This is a genomic window from Pseudomonas sp. AO-1, from assembly GCF_019775695.1.
Taxonomy (GTDB): Bacteria; Pseudomonadota; Gammaproteobacteria; order Pseudomonadales; family Pseudomonadaceae; genus Aquipseudomonas; species Aquipseudomonas parakoreensis.
Window position 1 is genome coordinate 5,884,536 of the sequence record NZ_CP079947.1, and the last position, 17,142, is coordinate 5,901,677.

At 60.4% G+C, this 17,142-nt stretch carries 9 protein-coding genes; 6 read left to right on the forward strand and 3 right to left on the reverse strand.

Annotation, left to right across the window (positions count from 1 at the left end; all coding sequences use genetic code 11):
- Positions 1-3: 3 nt before the first annotated feature.
- The 5 genes from dusB (at position 4) to KVQ82_RS26875 (ending at position 7,344) form a co-directional block, all read left to right on the forward strand.
- Positions 4-1,014 carry a tRNA dihydrouridine synthase DusB gene (dusB, locus tag KVQ82_RS26855; RefSeq protein ID WP_007961945.1) on the forward strand — a complete coding sequence of 337 codons (1,011 nt, stop codon included), beginning with the start codon at positions 4-6 and terminating at the stop codon, positions 1,012-1,014.
- Positions 1,011-1,331 carry a DNA-binding transcriptional regulator Fis gene (gene fis, locus KVQ82_RS26860; protein ID WP_003221275.1) on the forward strand — a complete coding sequence of 107 codons (321 nt, stop codon included), beginning with the start codon at positions 1,011-1,013 and terminating at the stop codon, positions 1,329-1,331. Before dusB ends, fis begins: the two co-directional genes overlap by 4 nt.
- 82 nt (positions 1,332-1,413) lie before the next feature.
- The gene (gene purH, locus KVQ82_RS26865; RefSeq protein WP_222016773.1) at positions 1,414-3,021 is read left to right on the forward strand and encodes a bifunctional phosphoribosylaminoimidazolecarboxamide formyltransferase/IMP cyclohydrolase; all 1,608 of its coding nucleotides are present in this window, start codon (positions 1,414-1,416) and stop codon (positions 3,019-3,021) included.
- Positions 3,022-3,174: 153 nt separating this feature from the next.
- Positions 3,175-4,470 (forward strand): phosphoribosylamine--glycine ligase, encoded by a 1,296-nt coding sequence (gene purD, locus KVQ82_RS26870; RefSeq protein ID WP_103485973.1) that lies wholly within the window; start codon positions 3,175-3,177, stop codon positions 4,468-4,470.
- A 99-nt stretch (positions 4,471-4,569) separates the two neighbouring features.
- Positions 4,570-7,344, forward strand: coding sequence for a hybrid sensor histidine kinase/response regulator (locus KVQ82_RS26875; RefSeq protein ID WP_222016775.1), 2,775 nt, complete (start codon positions 4,570-4,572; stop codon positions 7,342-7,344).
- A 50-nt stretch (positions 7,345-7,394) separates the two neighbouring features.
- Here KVQ82_RS26875 and KVQ82_RS26880 read toward each other — a convergent pair whose 3' ends face one another.
- Positions 7,395-8,084, reverse strand: a complete 690-nt coding sequence (locus KVQ82_RS26880; RefSeq protein WP_222016777.1) for a hypothetical protein — start codon at positions 8,082-8,084, stop codon at positions 7,395-7,397.
- Positions 8,085-8,144: 60 nt separating this feature from the next.
- Positions 8,145-8,927, reverse strand: coding sequence for a hypothetical protein (locus tag KVQ82_RS26885; RefSeq protein WP_041068162.1), 783 nt, complete (start codon positions 8,925-8,927; stop codon positions 8,145-8,147).
- A gap of 235 nt (positions 8,928-9,162) precedes the next feature.
- Between KVQ82_RS26885 and KVQ82_RS26890 the strand changes: the two genes are divergently transcribed.
- Entirely contained in the window at positions 9,163-9,759 is a 597-nt protein-coding gene (locus tag KVQ82_RS26890) for a MarC family protein (RefSeq protein ID WP_222016781.1), read from the forward strand.
- A gap of 99 nt (positions 9,760-9,858) precedes the next feature.
- On the opposite strand, the gene KVQ82_RS26895 is transcribed toward KVQ82_RS26890, so the two are convergent.
- Entirely contained in the window at positions 9,859-16,926 is a 7,068-nt protein-coding gene (locus KVQ82_RS26895; RefSeq protein ID WP_222016783.1) for a TcdA/TcdB pore-forming domain-containing protein, read from the reverse strand.
- Positions 16,927-17,142: the final 216 nt, after the last annotated feature.

The following is a 17,142-nucleotide window of genomic DNA, read 5'->3' on the forward strand; positions in this document are numbered from 1 at the left end:
CCTATGTCGGCGGTACGCATCGGCCCATATACATTGCAGAACGGTTTGATTCTCGCCCCGATGGCGGGCGTCACCGACCAGCCCTTTCGTCAGCTGTGCAAGCGTTTGGGCGCAGGGCTTGTAGTCTCGGAAATGGTCACCAGTGACATGAGCCTGTGGAACACCCGCAAGTCGCGCATGCGCATGATCCACGAAGGCGATCCCGAGCCACGCTCGGTACAGATTGCCGGTGGCGACGCGCAGATGCTCGCGGATGCGGCCAGGGCCAACGTCGAACTGGGCGCACAGATTATTGATATCAACATGGGTTGCCCGGCAAAGAAGGTCTGCAATAAGGCCGCCGGCTCCGCGTTGTTGAAGGATGAAGCACTGGTCACCGAGATCCTGCAGGCCGTCGTCGCTGCAGTGGATGTGCCGGTGACCCTGAAGATCCGCACCGGATGGGATCGCGACAACAAGAACGGCCTGACCGTGGCGAAGATCGCCGAGCAGGCCGGGATCACCGCGCTGGCCGTGCATGGCCGCACGCGCGCCGATCTGTACACCGGCGAAGCCGAGTACGACACGATTGCCGCGATCAAGCAGGCGGTGTCGATCCCGGTGTTTGCCAATGGCGATATCGATTCGCCGGAAAAGGCCCGTTACGTGCTTGACGCGACCGGTGCCGATGGCCTGCTGATAGGCCGGGCTGCCCAGGGGCGGCCATGGATTTTTCGCGAGATCGAACACTTCCTGCGTACCGGCGAGAAATTGCCGGCGCCGGAGCTGAGCGAAGTGGAACGCATCCTGCTGGAGCATCTGGCCGCCCTTCACGCCTTCTATGGGGATGTGATGGGCGTGCGCATTGCCCGCAAGCATGTGGGCTGGTATCTCGCAACCTTGCCGGGCGCCAGGGAGTTTCGCGCCCACTTCAATCGTTTGGATGGTACGGAAACACAATGCGCCAACGTTCGGGAGTTCTTCGCCGAGCGTTACAAGAGCCTGACAGGGGACGAAGAAGGGGTGGCCGCATGACGATGATGACCGAGACTTTAGTGAGTGGAACAGCACCCGTGAGCGACAACGTGAATTTGAAACAGCACCTCAATACCCCAAGCGAAGAAGGTCAGACCCTTCGCGGGAGTGTCGAGAAGGCGCTGCACAATTATTTCGCCCACCTTGAGGGCGCGTCCGTCACGGATGTGTACAACCTGGTGCTCTCCGAAGTCGAGGCTCCCCTGCTCGAAAGCGTGATGAACTACGTCAAGGGCAACCAGACCAAGGCCAGTGAGCTGCTGGGACTCAACCGCGGCACACTGCGCAAGAAACTCAAGCAGTACGATCTGCTGTAAGCATTCAATCAAACCAGAAAGGCGCCCGCGTAAAACCGGTCGCCTTTTTTGCTGACTTCCTTTGCTTTTGATGGAAATTGAGATGACCGACCAGACTACCCGCCTGCCGATCCGCCGCGCCTTGATCAGCGTTTCCGACAAGACCGGGATCCTCGAGTTCGCCAGGGAGCTTGAAGCCCTCGGCGTCGAGATCCTCTCCACCGGCGGGACGTTCAAGCTGCTGCGCGACAACGGTGTTGCCGCAGTGGAAGTCGCGGATTACACCGGTTTCGCGGAAATGATGGACGGTCGGGTGAAAACCCTGCACCCGAAAATCCACGGTGGGATCCTCGGTCGTCGCGGTATCGACGACGCGATCATGAGCGAGCACGGCATCAAGCCGATCGACCTGGTTGCGGTCAACCTGTACCCGTTCGAAGCCACCATCAGCAAGCCAGGCTGCGACTTGCCGACCGCTATCGAGAACATCGACATCGGCGGCCCGACCATGGTCCGTTCGGCGGCGAAAAACCATAAAGACGTGGCGATCGTGGTGAATGCCAGCGATTACGCCAACGTTCTGCAAAACCTCAAGGCCGGCGGCCTGACCTACGCTCAGCGTTTCGACCTGATGCTCAAGGCCTTCGAACACACCGCCGCCTACGACGGCATGATCGCCAACTACATGGGCACCGTGAATCAGGCTACCGAAACCCTGAGCACCGAAGGCCGCAGCGAGTTCCCGCGCACCTTCAACAGCCAGTTCATCAAGGCCCAGGAAATGCGCTACGGCGAGAACCCGCACCAGAGCGCGGCGTTCTACGTGGAAGCCAAGCCTGCCGAAGTCGGTATCGCCACCGCGACCCAACTGCAAGGCAAAGAGCTGTCGTACAACAACGTGGCCGACACCGACGCCGCGCTGGAATGCGTGAAGAGCTTCGTCAAGCCGGCCTGCGTGATCGTCAAGCACGCCAACCCGTGCGGCGTGGCCGTGAGCCCGGACGCCGAGGGCGGTATCCGTCAGGCCTACGAACTGGCCTACGCCACCGACACCGAGTCGGCCTTCGGCGGCATCATCGCCTTCAACCGTGAGCTGGATGCCGAGACCGCCAAGGCGATCGTCGAGCGTCAGTTCGTGGAAGTGATCATTGCTCCAAGCGTCAGCGCAGAAGCCCGCGCCATCGTCGCCGCCAAAGCCAACGTGCGTCTGCTGGCCTGCGGCGAGTGGTCGGCGGACCGCGTTCCGGCCTGGGATTACAAGCGCGTCAATGGTGGCCTGCTGGTGCAGAGCCGCGACATCGGCATGATCGGCGCCGACGACCTGAAAGTGGTGACCAAGCGTGCACCGACCGAACAGGAAATCCACGACCTGATCTTCGCCTGGAAAGTCGCCAAGTACGTCAAGTCCAACGCCATCGTCTACGCCAAGAACCGTCAGACCATCGGTGTCGGCGCTGGCCAGATGAGCCGCGTAAACTCCGCGCGTATCGCCGCGATCAAGGCTGAGCACGCCGGTCTGCAAGTGGCCGGTTCGGTGATGGCCTCGGATGCGTTCTTCCCGTTCCGCGACGGTCTGGACAACGCGGCCAAGGTCGGTATCACGGCGGTGATCCAGCCAGGCGGCTCGATGCGTGATGCCGAGGTGATTGCTGCTGCTGATGAAGCCGGCATCGCCATGGTCTTTACGGGCATGCGCCACTTCCGTCACTGATACACCGCTCCCTCTGTGTAGGAGCTGCCGCAGGCTGCGATCTTTTGATCTTGATGTTGAAGGCCAAGAGCAAAAGATCGCAGCCTTCGGCAGCTCCTACAGGTTCAGTCCACAGAGGTTTGGTAGCGCCCCACAGAATTTGAGGTTTTTGAAATGAATGTTTTGATCATTGGCAGCGGTGGCCGTGAACACGCCCTGGCCTGGAAAGTGGCTCAGGATCCGCGCGTACAGAAGGTTTTCGTCGCGCCGGGCAACGCCGGTACCGCGATTGAAGCCAAGTGCGAAAACGTCGCCATCGACGTGCTGGCCCTTGAGCAACTGGCCGACTTCGCCGAGAAAAACGTTTCCCTGACCATCGTCGGCCCGGAAGTACCGCTGGTCGCTGGCGTGGTCGATCTGTTCCGCTCCCGTGGCCTGGACTGCTTCGGTCCGACCGCCGGCGCTGCGCAGCTGGAAGGCTCGAAAGCCTTCACCAAGGATTTCCTGGCCCGGCACAAGATTCCGACCGCCGACTACCAGAACTTCACCGAGATCGAGCCGGCCCTGGCTTACCTGCGGGAAAAAGGCGCACCGATCGTGATCAAGGCCGATGGCCTGGCCGCCGGTAAAGGCGTGATCGTTGCCATGACCCTGGCCGAAGCCGAAGACGCCGTGCGCGACATGCTCGCCGGCAACGCCTTCGGCGACGCCGGTTCGCGCGTGGTGATCGAAGAATTCCTCGACGGCGAAGAAGCCTCGTTCATCGTCATGGTCGACGGCAAGAACGTCCTTCCGATGGCCACCAGCCAGGACCACAAACGTGTTGGCGACGGCGACAGCGGCCCGAACACCGGCGGCATGGGTGCCTACTCCCCTGCCCCGGTGGTCACCGCCGACGTGCACCAGCGCGTGATGGATCAGGTGATCTGGCCGACCGTGCGCGGCATGGCCGAAGAAGGCAACGTCTACACCGGTTTCCTGTACGCCGGTCTGATGATCGACAAGGCCGGCAACCCGAAAGTCATCGAATTCAACTGCCGTTTCGGTGACCCGGAAACCCAACCGGTGATGCTGCGTCTGCAGTCGAGCCTGGTGCTGCTGGTCGAAGCCGCTCTAGCGCAAGCGCTGGACAAGGTTGAAGCACAGTGGGATCCGCGTCCGAGCGTCGGCATCGTATTGGCCGCTGGCGGCTACCCGGGCGACTACGCCAAGGGTGCGGCGATCAACGGTCTGGACGCAGCCGCAGGCCTGGAAGGCAAAGTCTTCCACGCCGGTACGGCGCTGAAGGATGGCAACGTGGTAACGGCCGGTGGTCGCGTACTCTGCGCCACTGCCATGGGCGCCAGTGTCAGCGAAGCGCAGCAGCAAGCCTACAAGCTGGCCGCCGCCATCGACTGGGCAGGCTGCTTCTACCGCAAGGACATTGGCTACCGCGCCATTGCCCGTGAACGTGGCGAAACCCAGGAATAAGCTGTCCTTCACGTCCGGCGCGGGATGCAGTCCCTCGCCGGGCTATTCCGCCGCCGCGCATCGTTATATTCTGGCATCAACCTACGAAGGGATTTCGCCGTGCGCTGGCTCAGGATTGCCATAAGTTTCACCGTCACGTTGCTGACCTTGCTCTGCATGCTTCCGGCGCTGGCCGCGCAAGGCAGTGGCTGGTCGGTATTGCTTGACGATCAGGGTAATCTGCAACTGAGCGACATCCGCTCGGCGCGCTACACCAATCAATTCAGTCCCATCGAACTTGATCGCCTCACGGCGGCCGAGCCCGATGGTGCACTCTGGCTGCGCTTCAAACTGGCGCCGGGCAAGCACGAGCAAGTGCTGCGTATCTTTGCGCCCGACCTGTCCAGTCTCAGTCTGTACGTGCTGGACGGCGACAAGCTGATCGAGCAACGCCTCTCCGGCACCCACCAGCCGCAGGCCGAGCGGCCACTGCCCAGCAGCGACTTCCTGCTACCGCTGCCGCAAAGCGACAAGCCACTCGACATCTATCTGCGTATGGTCTCCGACCATCAACTGCGCCCGCACATCACCCTGCAATCGGCGGTGATGAGTGCCGCCAACCAGAACCAGACGCTGATCTTCGGTCTGCTGTTCGGCTGCCTCGGCATGTTGCTGCTGCACAATCTTGTGCGCTACGCCTACTCGCGCTCGCGCAGTAGCCTGTGGCTGGCGGTCTGCGAAGGACTGCTGGGCCTGAGTCTGTTGTTGCTGCTCAACCTCGCCGGCCCGTGGCTGCCGAACTGGCACGCGATCCAGACCCCGGGCGCCTATCTGGCGTTGCTGCTGACCGCCCCGGCCGGGCTGATGTTCGCCCTGCGCTTCTTCGCCCCGCTGGGCCCGCACCCGCTGAACAAACTGTTGCTGGGCGACATTCTGTTCATCGTGATCTGCAGCCTGCTGCTGTTATTCGTCAACACCCTGCCGCTGAACATCATCACCTACGCGCTGGTGGCGCTGGCCGGCCTGAGCATGTTGCTGGTCGGCTTCTATCATTGGCAGAAGGGCTACCGTCCGGCGCGGCTGTTCGTGGCCGGGATGGTGGTGTTCAATATTGGCACGCTGATTATTTTGCCGGCCCTGCTGGGGTTGACCCTGGTGGCGCCGCAAGGCCTGATCATGACCCTGATGGGCTTCATCTGCATCAGCGGCCTGCTGATGAGCATCGCCTTGGGTGAACGCCAGCGCAGCATCACCGAAAGCCGTTTCAGCATCAGCCGCGACCTTGCCGCGAGCAACGCCGAGATCAACGCCAAGGCCGAATTTCTCGCCAAGATCAGCCACGAAATCCGCACCCCGATGAACGGCGTGCTGGGCATGACCGAACTGCTGCTGGGTACGCCACTGTCGGTCAAGCAACGCGATTACGTGCAAACCATCCACAGTGCCGGCAACGAACTGCTGACATTGATCAACGAGATCCTCGACATCTCCAAGCTCGAATCCGGGCAGATCGAACTGGACGATGTGCAGTTTGACCTCAATGCTTTGATCGACGACTGCCTGAGCATTTACCGGGCCAAAGCCGAACAGCAAAACGTCGAGCTGATCAGTTTCATCCAGCCACAGGTGCCGCGCGTGATCAGCGGCGACCCGACCCGCTTGCGCCAGACCCTGCTGAGCCTGCTGGAAAATGCCCTGAAAAAAACCGACGAAGGCGAAGTGCTGATCGTCGTCGCCCTTGACGAGCGCAGCGTCAAGCCGCGCCTGCGCATCGCCGTGCAGGACAGTGGCCAGCCGATGGAGGCAGAAGAGCGTGAGGCGCTGCTGCACGCCGAGTTGCACAGCAAGCACTTCCTCTCGGCCAACCGTTTGGGTGGCAACCTTGGGCTGGTGATCGCCCGGCAACTGATCCGCCTGATGCACGGCGAGTTCGGGATCAAGAGCGGCGCCAATCAGGGCAGCACTTTGTGGCTGACCCTGCCACTGGACCCTGACCGTCTCGAACACCCGACCTCCGACCTAGACGGCCCGCTGCAAGGTGCGCGCGTGCTGGTGGTGGACGACAACGACACGTGCCGCAAGGTGCTGGTGCAGCAATGCAGCGCCTGGGGCCTGAACGTCAGCGCGGTGCCTTCGGGCAAGGAAGCCTTGGCGCTGCTGCGCACCAAGGCGCATCTGCGTGACTACTTTGATGTGGTGCTGCTGGACCAGAACATGCCCGGCATGACCGGCATGCAACTGGCGGCCAAGATCAAGGAAGACCCGAGTCTGAACCACGATATTCTGCTGATCATGCTCACCGGCATCAGCAACGCGCCGAGCAAGATCATCGCGCGCAACTCCGGGATCAAACGCATCCTCGCCAAACCGGTGGCCGGCTACACGCTCAAGACCACGCTGGCCGACGAATTGAACCAGCGCAACAAGGGGCAGGTGGTGTTCCAGCCGCAAGTGGTCACCCCCGCGACCGCCGCCAAGGTGCCGAGCGATTTCCGCATTCTCGTCGCCGAAGACAACACGATCTCGACCAAAGTGATTCGCGGCATGCTCGGCAAACTCAACCTGCAACCGGACACTGCCAGCAACGGCGAAGAAGCCCTGCAGGCGATGAAGGCTCAGCGTTACGACCTGGTGCTGATGGACTGCGAAATGCCGATCCTTGACGGCTTCTCGGCGACCCAGCAATTGCGCGCGTGGGAAGTCAGCAATCAGCGTACCCGCACACCGATTGTCGCGCTGACCGCACACATCCTCGCCGAGCACAAGGAACGCGCGCGCCAGGCCGGGATGGACGGGCACATGGCCAAACCGGTGGAGTTGTCGCAACTGCGCGAGCTGATCGAACACTGGGTGGCCCAGCGTGATCAGCAGAACCGTACGGCCTCGACTTTCTGACGATTGCCGTTCATCGCCCGAAAGCGCTTGCAGCCCCCGGGCAATCCGCCTCAGACACCGAGATCGATTGCCTCAGCCAATGGCGCCACGTTCTGCGCCAGTCGATCTCCAAGCTTTCGCGCCACGGCCTGACGCGATAGTGCGTAGAGCGTTTGTGACAGCGTCGCTCGCGCATAACGCACACACACCGGACCTTCGACTTCAGCGCTCGCGAAACGCTGCGACCACGGATTGGCAGCCAGCGTCTGTCGCGTCTTGAACTCAAGATAAAGGCTGCTGATCGATGTCGGACTCTGCGCTGCAATGGTCAGCAGGCGCACCACCTGAAGCGCAGGCCTCGGCGTCTGCATGAGCGCTTCGCCAGGCGGCTCGGGCAACGTCTGCACTGCCGAAACACCGTCAGTGATTCGCGCCGCATATGCCATCAGCCCGCCAAGTGCCGGATCGTTGCCAGCGTTATTGGCCAACACTGTCGTGGCCCACTCCAGCGCCGAACCCGTATCTGCCTGAGCGACAGAGAAATCCTCGCGCAACTTCACGCTTCGCACCCAGAAGTCATCCAGCACAGCGATGTAAGCGTCGTACCAACTTTCAACTTTCGCGTCTTCGATTTTTTTATTGGCGACCAGTTGCGCCAACAGACCTGACTGAACGAGATCATCGTAATCCGTGCGGCGTCCAGATTCCGGCAACGCCAAAACAGCATGCCCTACTGCCAACAACGTGTATAACCGAGCCATTATCAACCCTCAATAAGAAAAGGGCGGACCGATAACGGCCGCCCTATCAATAACACTCAGTCAGATCTCGTAATCTTCGATCTTGGTTTTTGCGTTCAAACCCAGTTTGACGCGGATGGTATCGCGGGTTTGCTCGACGATAGAAGGCACTTTGCGGAATACCGAATCACCCCGATAGAGTTTCACTTCACGCGAATCCCAATCCATGAACAACACTTGTTTGGCCGTGTTTTTGCGGATGAATCGAACAGTCCCCAGGGCCATGGTGACTTCGCCATTGATTTCGGTACACGTGCCCGCCGCCATACCGCCGACACCATGTTCAAGCATGTTGCGCTCGTACAGCGTCAGCGCGGTTTCACGCTTTTTCAGGGCGGTAATGGCGTCGCCTGCGACTTTCAGCATCAACACCGAAGCCGAGCCCGGCACAGCAAGCCCGGCCACGACGCTGCCGAGGATCTCCAGCACCAGTTGATCCATCCGGACGGTATTACCGCCGATGTTCATGTCATTGTAGTACTTGCTCGTTGGCAGCCAGCCGGCATCGGTCATCACTTGCAGAAACAGGTAGTACCATTCCTTGCCCTGATATTCGTACGGATACTTCTTGTTGGCGACCAGCGTGGCGAACAGGAACGCGTGTTGCACATCTTCGCGATTCTGTTCACTCAAGTTTCCGGTAAAGGACAGAATGCCTTCACCGACGATGGAACCCTTGCCCGGCTCTTCGATTGCCGGCAGCGAAAGACCACGAGGACGAATAGCCGCGCCGTCCAGTTCATAGCTCTGCAAGCGGTGGACACACTCAGCAACGGCGCAATCTTCAACATCATGAATATTCATTATCAAATCCTTATTAATTAAAAACGAGCTCCTCTTGAACCCGCGAAAGAACAATAAACAGAACAATAAAAAACCACAAACCAGAACATGTAACTTGCTAATAACAAGCCCCGAAAATACCCACTTCAAACTACAACTTGTTTAGTTACTCCGGGGATATTTGTTTTCGCCTCCCCCAAAAATCAAACCGGCTGATAGACTCCGCTCTGTCCATCTGCCGCCGCGAGCCAACACCATGCTCCACGTGTTATTCAGCGTTTACCTGAAGATGCTGGTGCTCTACAGCCCATTCTTCGTGTTGTCCTGTTTCATCAGCCTGACCCGTGGCTACTCGCGCAGGGAGCAGCGGCGCCTGGCCTGGAAAGTGGCGATTGCCACGCTGGTATCCAGCGTCTTGCTGTACCTGTTCGGGCGGGTGATTTTCGATGTGTTCGGGATCACGGCGGACGCATTCCGCATCGGTGCCGGCAGCGTGTTGTTCATCTCGGCGCTGGGCATGGCCCAGGGCAAGCCGGTGGTGCAGAGTGACAACGTGCAGCAGGACGTGACGATTGTTCCGCTGACCATCCCGCTGACCGTCGGCCCGGGCACCATCGGCGCCCTGCTGGTGATGGGCGTCAGCCAACCGCACTGGGACGACAAGCTGACCGCAATCATGAGTATCACCCTTGCCAGCTTCACCGTCGGCGTGGTGCTGTACCTGTCCAATCACATCGAGCGAATTCTCGGCGACCAAGGCTTGCAGATCGTCAGCCGGTTGATGGGCCTGTTTGTTTGCGCGCTGGCGGCGCAGATCATCTTTACCGGGGTGAAGGGCTATCTGGTTTCCTGAGGTGAAGTCAGCCGGTGTAAACCTTATTCAGGACGAGACAGAATCAGTAAAAAGGCCCGCGCAGTAATCTGCGCAGGCCTGGTCAGTTTCCCCTCCGCGTCAGGCCGACACGGCTCCCAGCAACTGCGCAAGCGTTGCACTGCCGTCGGCATCATCGACCTCGACGACTTCACGCAGCCTGTGCACCAGACTCGATACCGCATAGGAACGCTTGCCCTCGAAGCCGAGGAAGACATCGCCGCGCATCGCCGGATCCGCCGAGCACACATCCCGCAGGATCAGGCTGTGCTGGCGATCCGGGTCGACGATCAGCAAGTGCTCGTCGACAAACGACAGTTGCAGTTTTTGCGGAGCGTCCAGCGCCCAGACCAGCTTGCCGGGAATCACCGGAGCCTCGCCCAGTGGCGGTCGACAATCGACGATGACCGATTCCAGCCGCAACCAGCTGGCCCTCGACAGGTGATACGTCACACCACCCTGCCCCACGCGCAATACCAGACAACTCACGTCATCAGCGATCAGTGGCAAGAGGTCGTCGACCTGTTTCTGGCCCTCGACCACCAACACCTCGGCGTCGCGCCGCATATATTCGAAAGGGCCAATGCTCTGGTGATCGGGGTAGACGAACACGCAGTGTGCCGCGCGCTCGTGTAACAGCACATGCCGATGGCGCGTACCGAGCAATTCGCAATCGTGCGGCAGGTTCTGGCCCGCTATCCGGATCAATCGGGCATTCGCCACGTCGAACCATTGCAGTTTGCCCGCGTCGGACTCCACGGCGATGTAGGGAGCATGCTCGGCAGTCTCCAGCAATGCCTGCAGAGCCTCTGACAAATGCTCTGCGTGTTCGCTTGCCCACTGATGATCGACGCCAATGATTCGTTCAGGTTCCTGATATCGCAGCTCGAGAGACACGCCATCGGCTGACGTCCCGCGCAGACCGGAGCCATCATTGCTCACGGTGCTGAACCGCCAGTCGTCCCACTCGGCCTGCGGTGCCGGCAACAGCTCGCCCGCCAGTAACTGTGCGCCACCGCTGAAGGCTGCTGCGAGCTGTCGACTGTCAAAGAACTGCTGACTCAAGATCTCACCGCTGCCGACGTCGAACAGCCAGACCGCCCGATTGTCCGGGGTCACGCCGAGCAGGCGCATTTCCCGGTCGTGCCCCGGGTCGCACAGCAGCACGCGGTTATCCACGTACCAGGCACACAGGTTGCGATCACCGCTGGCGTTGCGCACACCCAGAATGGCAAAACTGTCGATCGGGTACTTCGCTGCCAGCGCTTCCAATGCTTGCCACCACTGGGCCCGTCCCTTGAGCCAGCGCTCACTCAAGCCACCCAGCTGCACTTCACCCTCGGCGGTCAGATTGAAGAACAAGCCGTCATCGGTCAGGGCCAGATACCCGTCCTGTACCGGCACCACGTCATTCAGTCCGTCAGGCTGAAGCCATTGATGCGTCCATTGCGCCGGCCAGCGCTCGCTGCCTGCGGGCGCGCTGCGTTGCACCCTGCACAGTTTTTGCGCCAGCCGGTCGTAGATGAAAAACAGCGTGTGCTCGTCGTTGACCGGCAGCAGCACCAGATCATCTAGATGCTTGATCGAATCGGCCCAACCGCGGTGACGCCCAGAGGCAAACGGATGAATGCACAACAGGTCACGGCTGCGAATCCAGACCAGATCGCGCTTGTCCGGATTGAACTTCCAGCACACCGACACGTAGGCGGCCGGTTGCCAGTCGACGGTGGTGACGCCTGCGCGTTCGGGCACCGGCGATAACGGGAAATAGTGACCCAGCACCGCCGACCAATGTGTCAGGGTCGGATTGGCGAACACTCGCTGGCCCAAGTCACGGTCCATCTCTCGGGTCACCGCAACCAGCTGCAGCTGGCCCTCACGGATCAGGTAATTGAACTGCGTGACTTGCTGATCGGCCCCCCAACATTGTTGCTCGATGTGAATCACCCCTTGGGCATCGACATCGATACGCCGCACGCTGCTCTGCCCCTTCATCACCAGCAGCCGGTAACGGCATTTGAGTAAACCGCTGACGGCATCGACCTGCCAGATATCGTAGTTGTGCGTCTCATAGAAAAACGCAGAATCGTCGACCACCGCCGCCAGCAGCATTTCATCGGCCGCGAGTACCTCTTCACTGCGAATGTACAGAAAACGATCCTTGGCAGCGTCGTACCAGGCCGTGGTGTAGCGCGGTTGTCCCTCGGGCTCGAAAGGAATCGGAAAGTGATGAACCGGCGTGTAAGGCATCACCAGCCGATGCTCCCGGGCCAGCCTCTGGTAATGCGTAAGCAGCGACTGCTCATGCTCCCCGGCTGGCGCGTCCTGCTCGAGAATGTCCAGTCGTGCGTCACCGCGGTTGACCTTGAACGTTTGTCGCCCGGTCAGTTGCAGCGTGACGTCATGCCGTCCTCTGCCGGTGAACGTCACCTTCACACCGCCCACAGCAAGAATCCCGGCGGCGTCAATCCGCACATCCCTTTCGCTGGCCCAGGTGGCGACCAACTTCCAGCGACACAGCTGCAGGCTGGGAGACTGCAACTGGACATCGACCCCACGATTGAGAATCAGTGAACAGGCGCCGCCCGCTCCTTCGATGCGATACGACAACTTGTCGTGCCAGACCGGCGGCGTCATGGGTACTGCCAGCGCACGTTCGCGGGCATCCAGCCGCACCTCGATCACGGTTGAGCGATACGACGGTATCAGACGGTTGATGATGTAGTGCGTGGGAAAAGAGTAGAACGAAAACAGGAACTGCCACTGGCCTGCCGCATCCTTTTTCTCCAGCTTGCGGGCCGTATCGAAACCGGTGTCGTGACGCAGCGTCGAGAACGGCAGCGCCTTGTATTCGTACCCGTAGTAGGTGGTCGGCGTGCATGGCAGGACGACCAGTTGCGTGCTCGGCGGATCGAAGCGGATGTAGCCTGGCAAGCCCAGTTCACGCCGCAGATCGAGCGCTTGTTGATCATCCGGGTTGATACCCGGCACCCCGAAATGGTCGCGCAGCCGATACACCTTCGGACTGTCGAGCACCATCATCGCGCGATTGAAGTCCAGGCTCTGAACCACCAGCGAGGGGTGAGCGAGCCACGCCCCAAGCCCGTCGTCATAACGATAACCGACACCGCGACAGGCCCGCTCCAGATCATCGAAAAACAGCCCCACCTCCTGCGCCTGCCCGGCGATCCTGGCGAACCCCTGAGCCAGTGCCGCCACACCCACAGCCAAGCCGCCCAGCACCACCCCGGCGCCGCCGAGCACAGCGGCTGCAGTCGCCGCGCCCGCCGTGGCGGCTCCCAGACCACCAGCGGTCAACGCCAGACTGGTGGCGTCGAAGGCCAACTGAGTGCCGAACTGCGCGCGCTCGACCTCGTTGTCTGCCGTCGCCAATTGGTAGATGTCGAAGCCGACATTGGCCAGCCCCAGCACCGCGCCCACACCTTCGTTGGCGACGTGTCCCAGCGCCTCGCCCACCACTGGCGCACAGGTACGGGCAATGACTTTCTCCTCATTGAGTGCGGTCTTGATCAGACTGAGCAGACCGGCGACGTCGGTGACATTACCGTGCAGCAATTGCGCGTAATTGACGTAAGCATGCAACCTGACGGCGGTGGTCAAGGTGCGGCCATCCCCCTCTCGTCCACGCAAGACGTTCATCAGTGCCTGGATCGTGAAGCCGGTATTGAGGGTGTGAACGGCACCGGCCTCGACCATCTGCGGCGTGGCTCGGGTGCCCAGTGTCGAAAACTGCTCCGACAGATAATTTCTGATGCGCAGCAGGCGATGATCGCGGCTGACCACCTGTACCACATGCTCGGATTGCGCGGGATCGATCAGGTTGATCCGGAACTCGCCGGTGGGCATCATCTCCAGGGTTTCGAACAACGGCACCAACGGTTTTGCCGAAGCATGCAAGTGCTGTAAAGCGTCAGTTGCCTGGGCGATCTGCTCTCCCCACCAATGACTGTCCAGATCGCGCAGGCTGCGCCCCAGGTGTGGATTGCTGACCAGCGAATGGCCGCGGGCACTGTTCAAGCGCCGACGGATTGGCCGCTGTGCCTGCTCCGGCAACACATTGTCGGACTCCAGCAATTGCCCGACGCTAAATCCGCCGGACAGATTCAGGGCCGATATCTTTTGCCCCTGCAGCTCGATCAGATCAAAGGTCGGACGCGCGTTGTCGCCATAGGCTGCATAGTATTTCGCCATGCCCTGTTTGTGGAAAAGGTCAGTCAGTGCCAGCTGCAACTGATCCGGCTGGCTGAACTCGAACACGCCGAAATTGGGATCATAAAAGTGATAGGTGGCGTGCCCACCCTTGAAGGTTTTCGCCACCAGCATGGCGTGGTTGTCCGAGTTGAGCATCAACGTGCGCGGGCTGGCGAACGCTTCCAGCGCGGTGCCGAGCTGTTGCAGATCGACCCGCCCCAACGGCTTGCCGATGTCGTGCAATTGCACGCCGCGCAACTCTTCGAGCGCCTCCAGAAACATCATTGAATCGTGCTGCTGCGGCTCGGCAGTGGCCAGAAAGAACCGCTCGCGCAATCGTCGCGACGCGACAACGCCCTGCTCCAGAGCAGCACTCATGATCAGCGCCAGCGGGTAACAGCGGCCACCGGGATCGCCCGGCCCTTCGAGCAACAGATCCTGCGGCACGAGTTTGACGTCACTGGCCTCGATTTGCCCCAGCACCTGACCCAGCCGCAGGATCACCTGCTCGCGATGCTCGCGGGTGGCGACGGTCTGAATATGGGCAACATGACGCCCCCATTGAAACAGCGTGTGCGCCTGCGACAGCGCGGCTCGCTTCAGCGTCAACGCACTGTCTGACGACATCATCGGCTGCTCGACATGACTGGCGAGACCGGCCATGAATTGCGGGGCTCGCTGCTGATACAGATGGTGTTCAATGGCCGCATAACGCACCGACGCCCCTAACTCGGCAACGCTGTTGGCCAGATTATCCAGCTCGGAGGCAAGTTGCGTGAGACTTGAGTTATCCAGTGAGCGTGCGCCGAGCATCTGTCCCAACACCACCCGTTGCAACGGACTGATCTGAAAGAACGGCAGCGAACCCTCGGCAATGCCGCTTAGCAACTCATCCAGCGCCAGCCCCTGAATCCGCGCATCGCTGAGCGACGCCGGAGCCTGCAAAGTGACGGGCTGGGCCTTGATGGCCTGGCGATCATCGAAGCTGAGCCCCGGCCCGTCGGGAAACCATAATGTGCCGTTATGTCCGTGGCGCATCGCGACCACGAACGGTTCACCGAGTCTGTCGATCATCCGTTGCAGCACCTGCGTCAACAGCACTGGCCGGCCCTCGATAACCGGCCAGCCCTCCTCGAACGTTATGCTCTGCTGGGTCAACAATGCTTTTACATCGCCGCGGTAGCGCGCGCTGTAATGTCCTTCGTGCCAGCGCTGCTGCTCGTCGAGCACCCACTGCTCGACATCAACGGCGTTGTCTTTCCAGGAGTGGTCCTGCTCTTCCTCGGTCTTGTCGTTGACCATCCACAATGGCTCGATAGCCGCTTCCACACGCAAGGTTTCCTCCTCGCGCGGGACGAAATTGCGCCGTGCGTAATCGGCCATGCCATCGCGCATCGCGGCGGGTCCGGTCAGATAAATCGTCCCCTCGCTCTGCGGGCGAATGCCGTCACTGAAGTAGCCCGCGATGGCCAGCATCAAAAAGTTGGCCGCCACGTCCTCGGTCATCGACAGTTCGGCCAGAGGGCCAAATGCCTGCTCGAGTACTTCCCGTGCCAACTCTGTCATGCCGTCAAAATCGCTCAATGCGACGCCTCGCTTGGCGGCGAGGCGGGCCGTCTGGTCAATGGCCTGATAGTTGAACCGGAACCGCTCGATCACGCTGTTGAGCATCGGCGATTGCGCATGAGCCATCAGAAACGAGTTGCTCAACGTGTTTTGCACGGCAACAGCGCGCAGGTCCTGCGGGCGCACAAGCAGCTCGGCCGGCGCCTGGAACACCTCGTGCAGTGCCGGTTGCTGCCGGGCAAAAGCCTCCAGCGCGGCGCGGTGTTCGTCGGGAATCCGGCCCAGATAATCGGTGTACCGGTCGCGCAATGCCTGGCGTCCCGGCATCCAGTGCGGATTGTGATCGAGCAGCAGTTGCAGAACGCCAAGGCGCGCGTCGCCGCCGAACGCACTGATGTCGACCCCGCCCATGGTTTTGACCAGGGGCGGGAGATTATCGACATCGACGTAGCGACCGCCCTCCTCGTACAAGACCTCGGCCCGCACCACGTCGGAGGCGGCGGCCAGATTACCGCGCAACCGGGTCTCGCGCTCATAGATGGCTTGCAGTCGCAGCGGTGCGTCCAGGTCACGCAAGTCACGTAACTGCAAATCATCGCCTGCCAGATCGAGCAGACTGCGCCGGTTCTGCTCGATCAAGGCTTCCAGTTGTACCGCGTCCTGGCCGTAGGCGCGGGTCAACAAATCGACCCGTGCGTCATCCGCCGATTCCCCTCGTTCCAGCGCTTCGTTGATGTGCATGAACATCTGCTGCTTGAGGACGATGACCCGTTCTTCGTACAGCGTCCCCAGTCTGCTGTCGGTAATACTCTCGCTACCGCCATGTTGCATGGCGTCAGCCTTGGCGGCCTCGACGATCAACTGATTGGTTTGCCAGGCCAGTAGCGCGTCACTGTCATACCAGAGATGGAGGCTGTACCCCTGCCCGCTCAATACCTGCTTCCACAGGTCGAGGTAGTCTCGCTGGATCGCGCCAAGACCACCGCCCAGCCAGACAAAATGCAGATTTTTTACAACCGGAGTGGCGGCGGTCTTCGCGTAAATCTCGCTGTTTCGCAGACGGGTCTCAAACGCCTGGATATTGTTGTAAATACCCGATAAAGAGTTTTTCGGCGGCTCAGACTGGCCAAGAGTGTCACGGCGCACACGCGGCTCGCCGATCAACTGCGCCAGGGAATGCTTGAGCAATGTCAGGGGTTCAATCAGTCGCGGGGAGTTGAGCAAACCGATACATGCAAAGTAATAGCGCCACACTGACGGATAAACGTCACTGTCCCGGTGTACCAACAGGGCCTGCTCGAGATCAGCCTGTTTGAACAGATTGATAAAACTGACATAACCACTGGCATCTTTAAATCGTTGATTGCGCATGAAAGTTCCTCCGTTATTCTGACCGACATCATCAGTGCACCCAGGCACTTGAATGGCAGCGAAGTTAACGAATGGCAAATTCACACTCAAACTTCAGAACTTTCAATACATGTCAGAACGGGCGACTAAAAAACAACTGATAACGCATGTAACCGCAACAAGTTATTGCGACAACCCTGATCAATAAATTAAAAAAACTGCGAAAGTCGGCGGCAC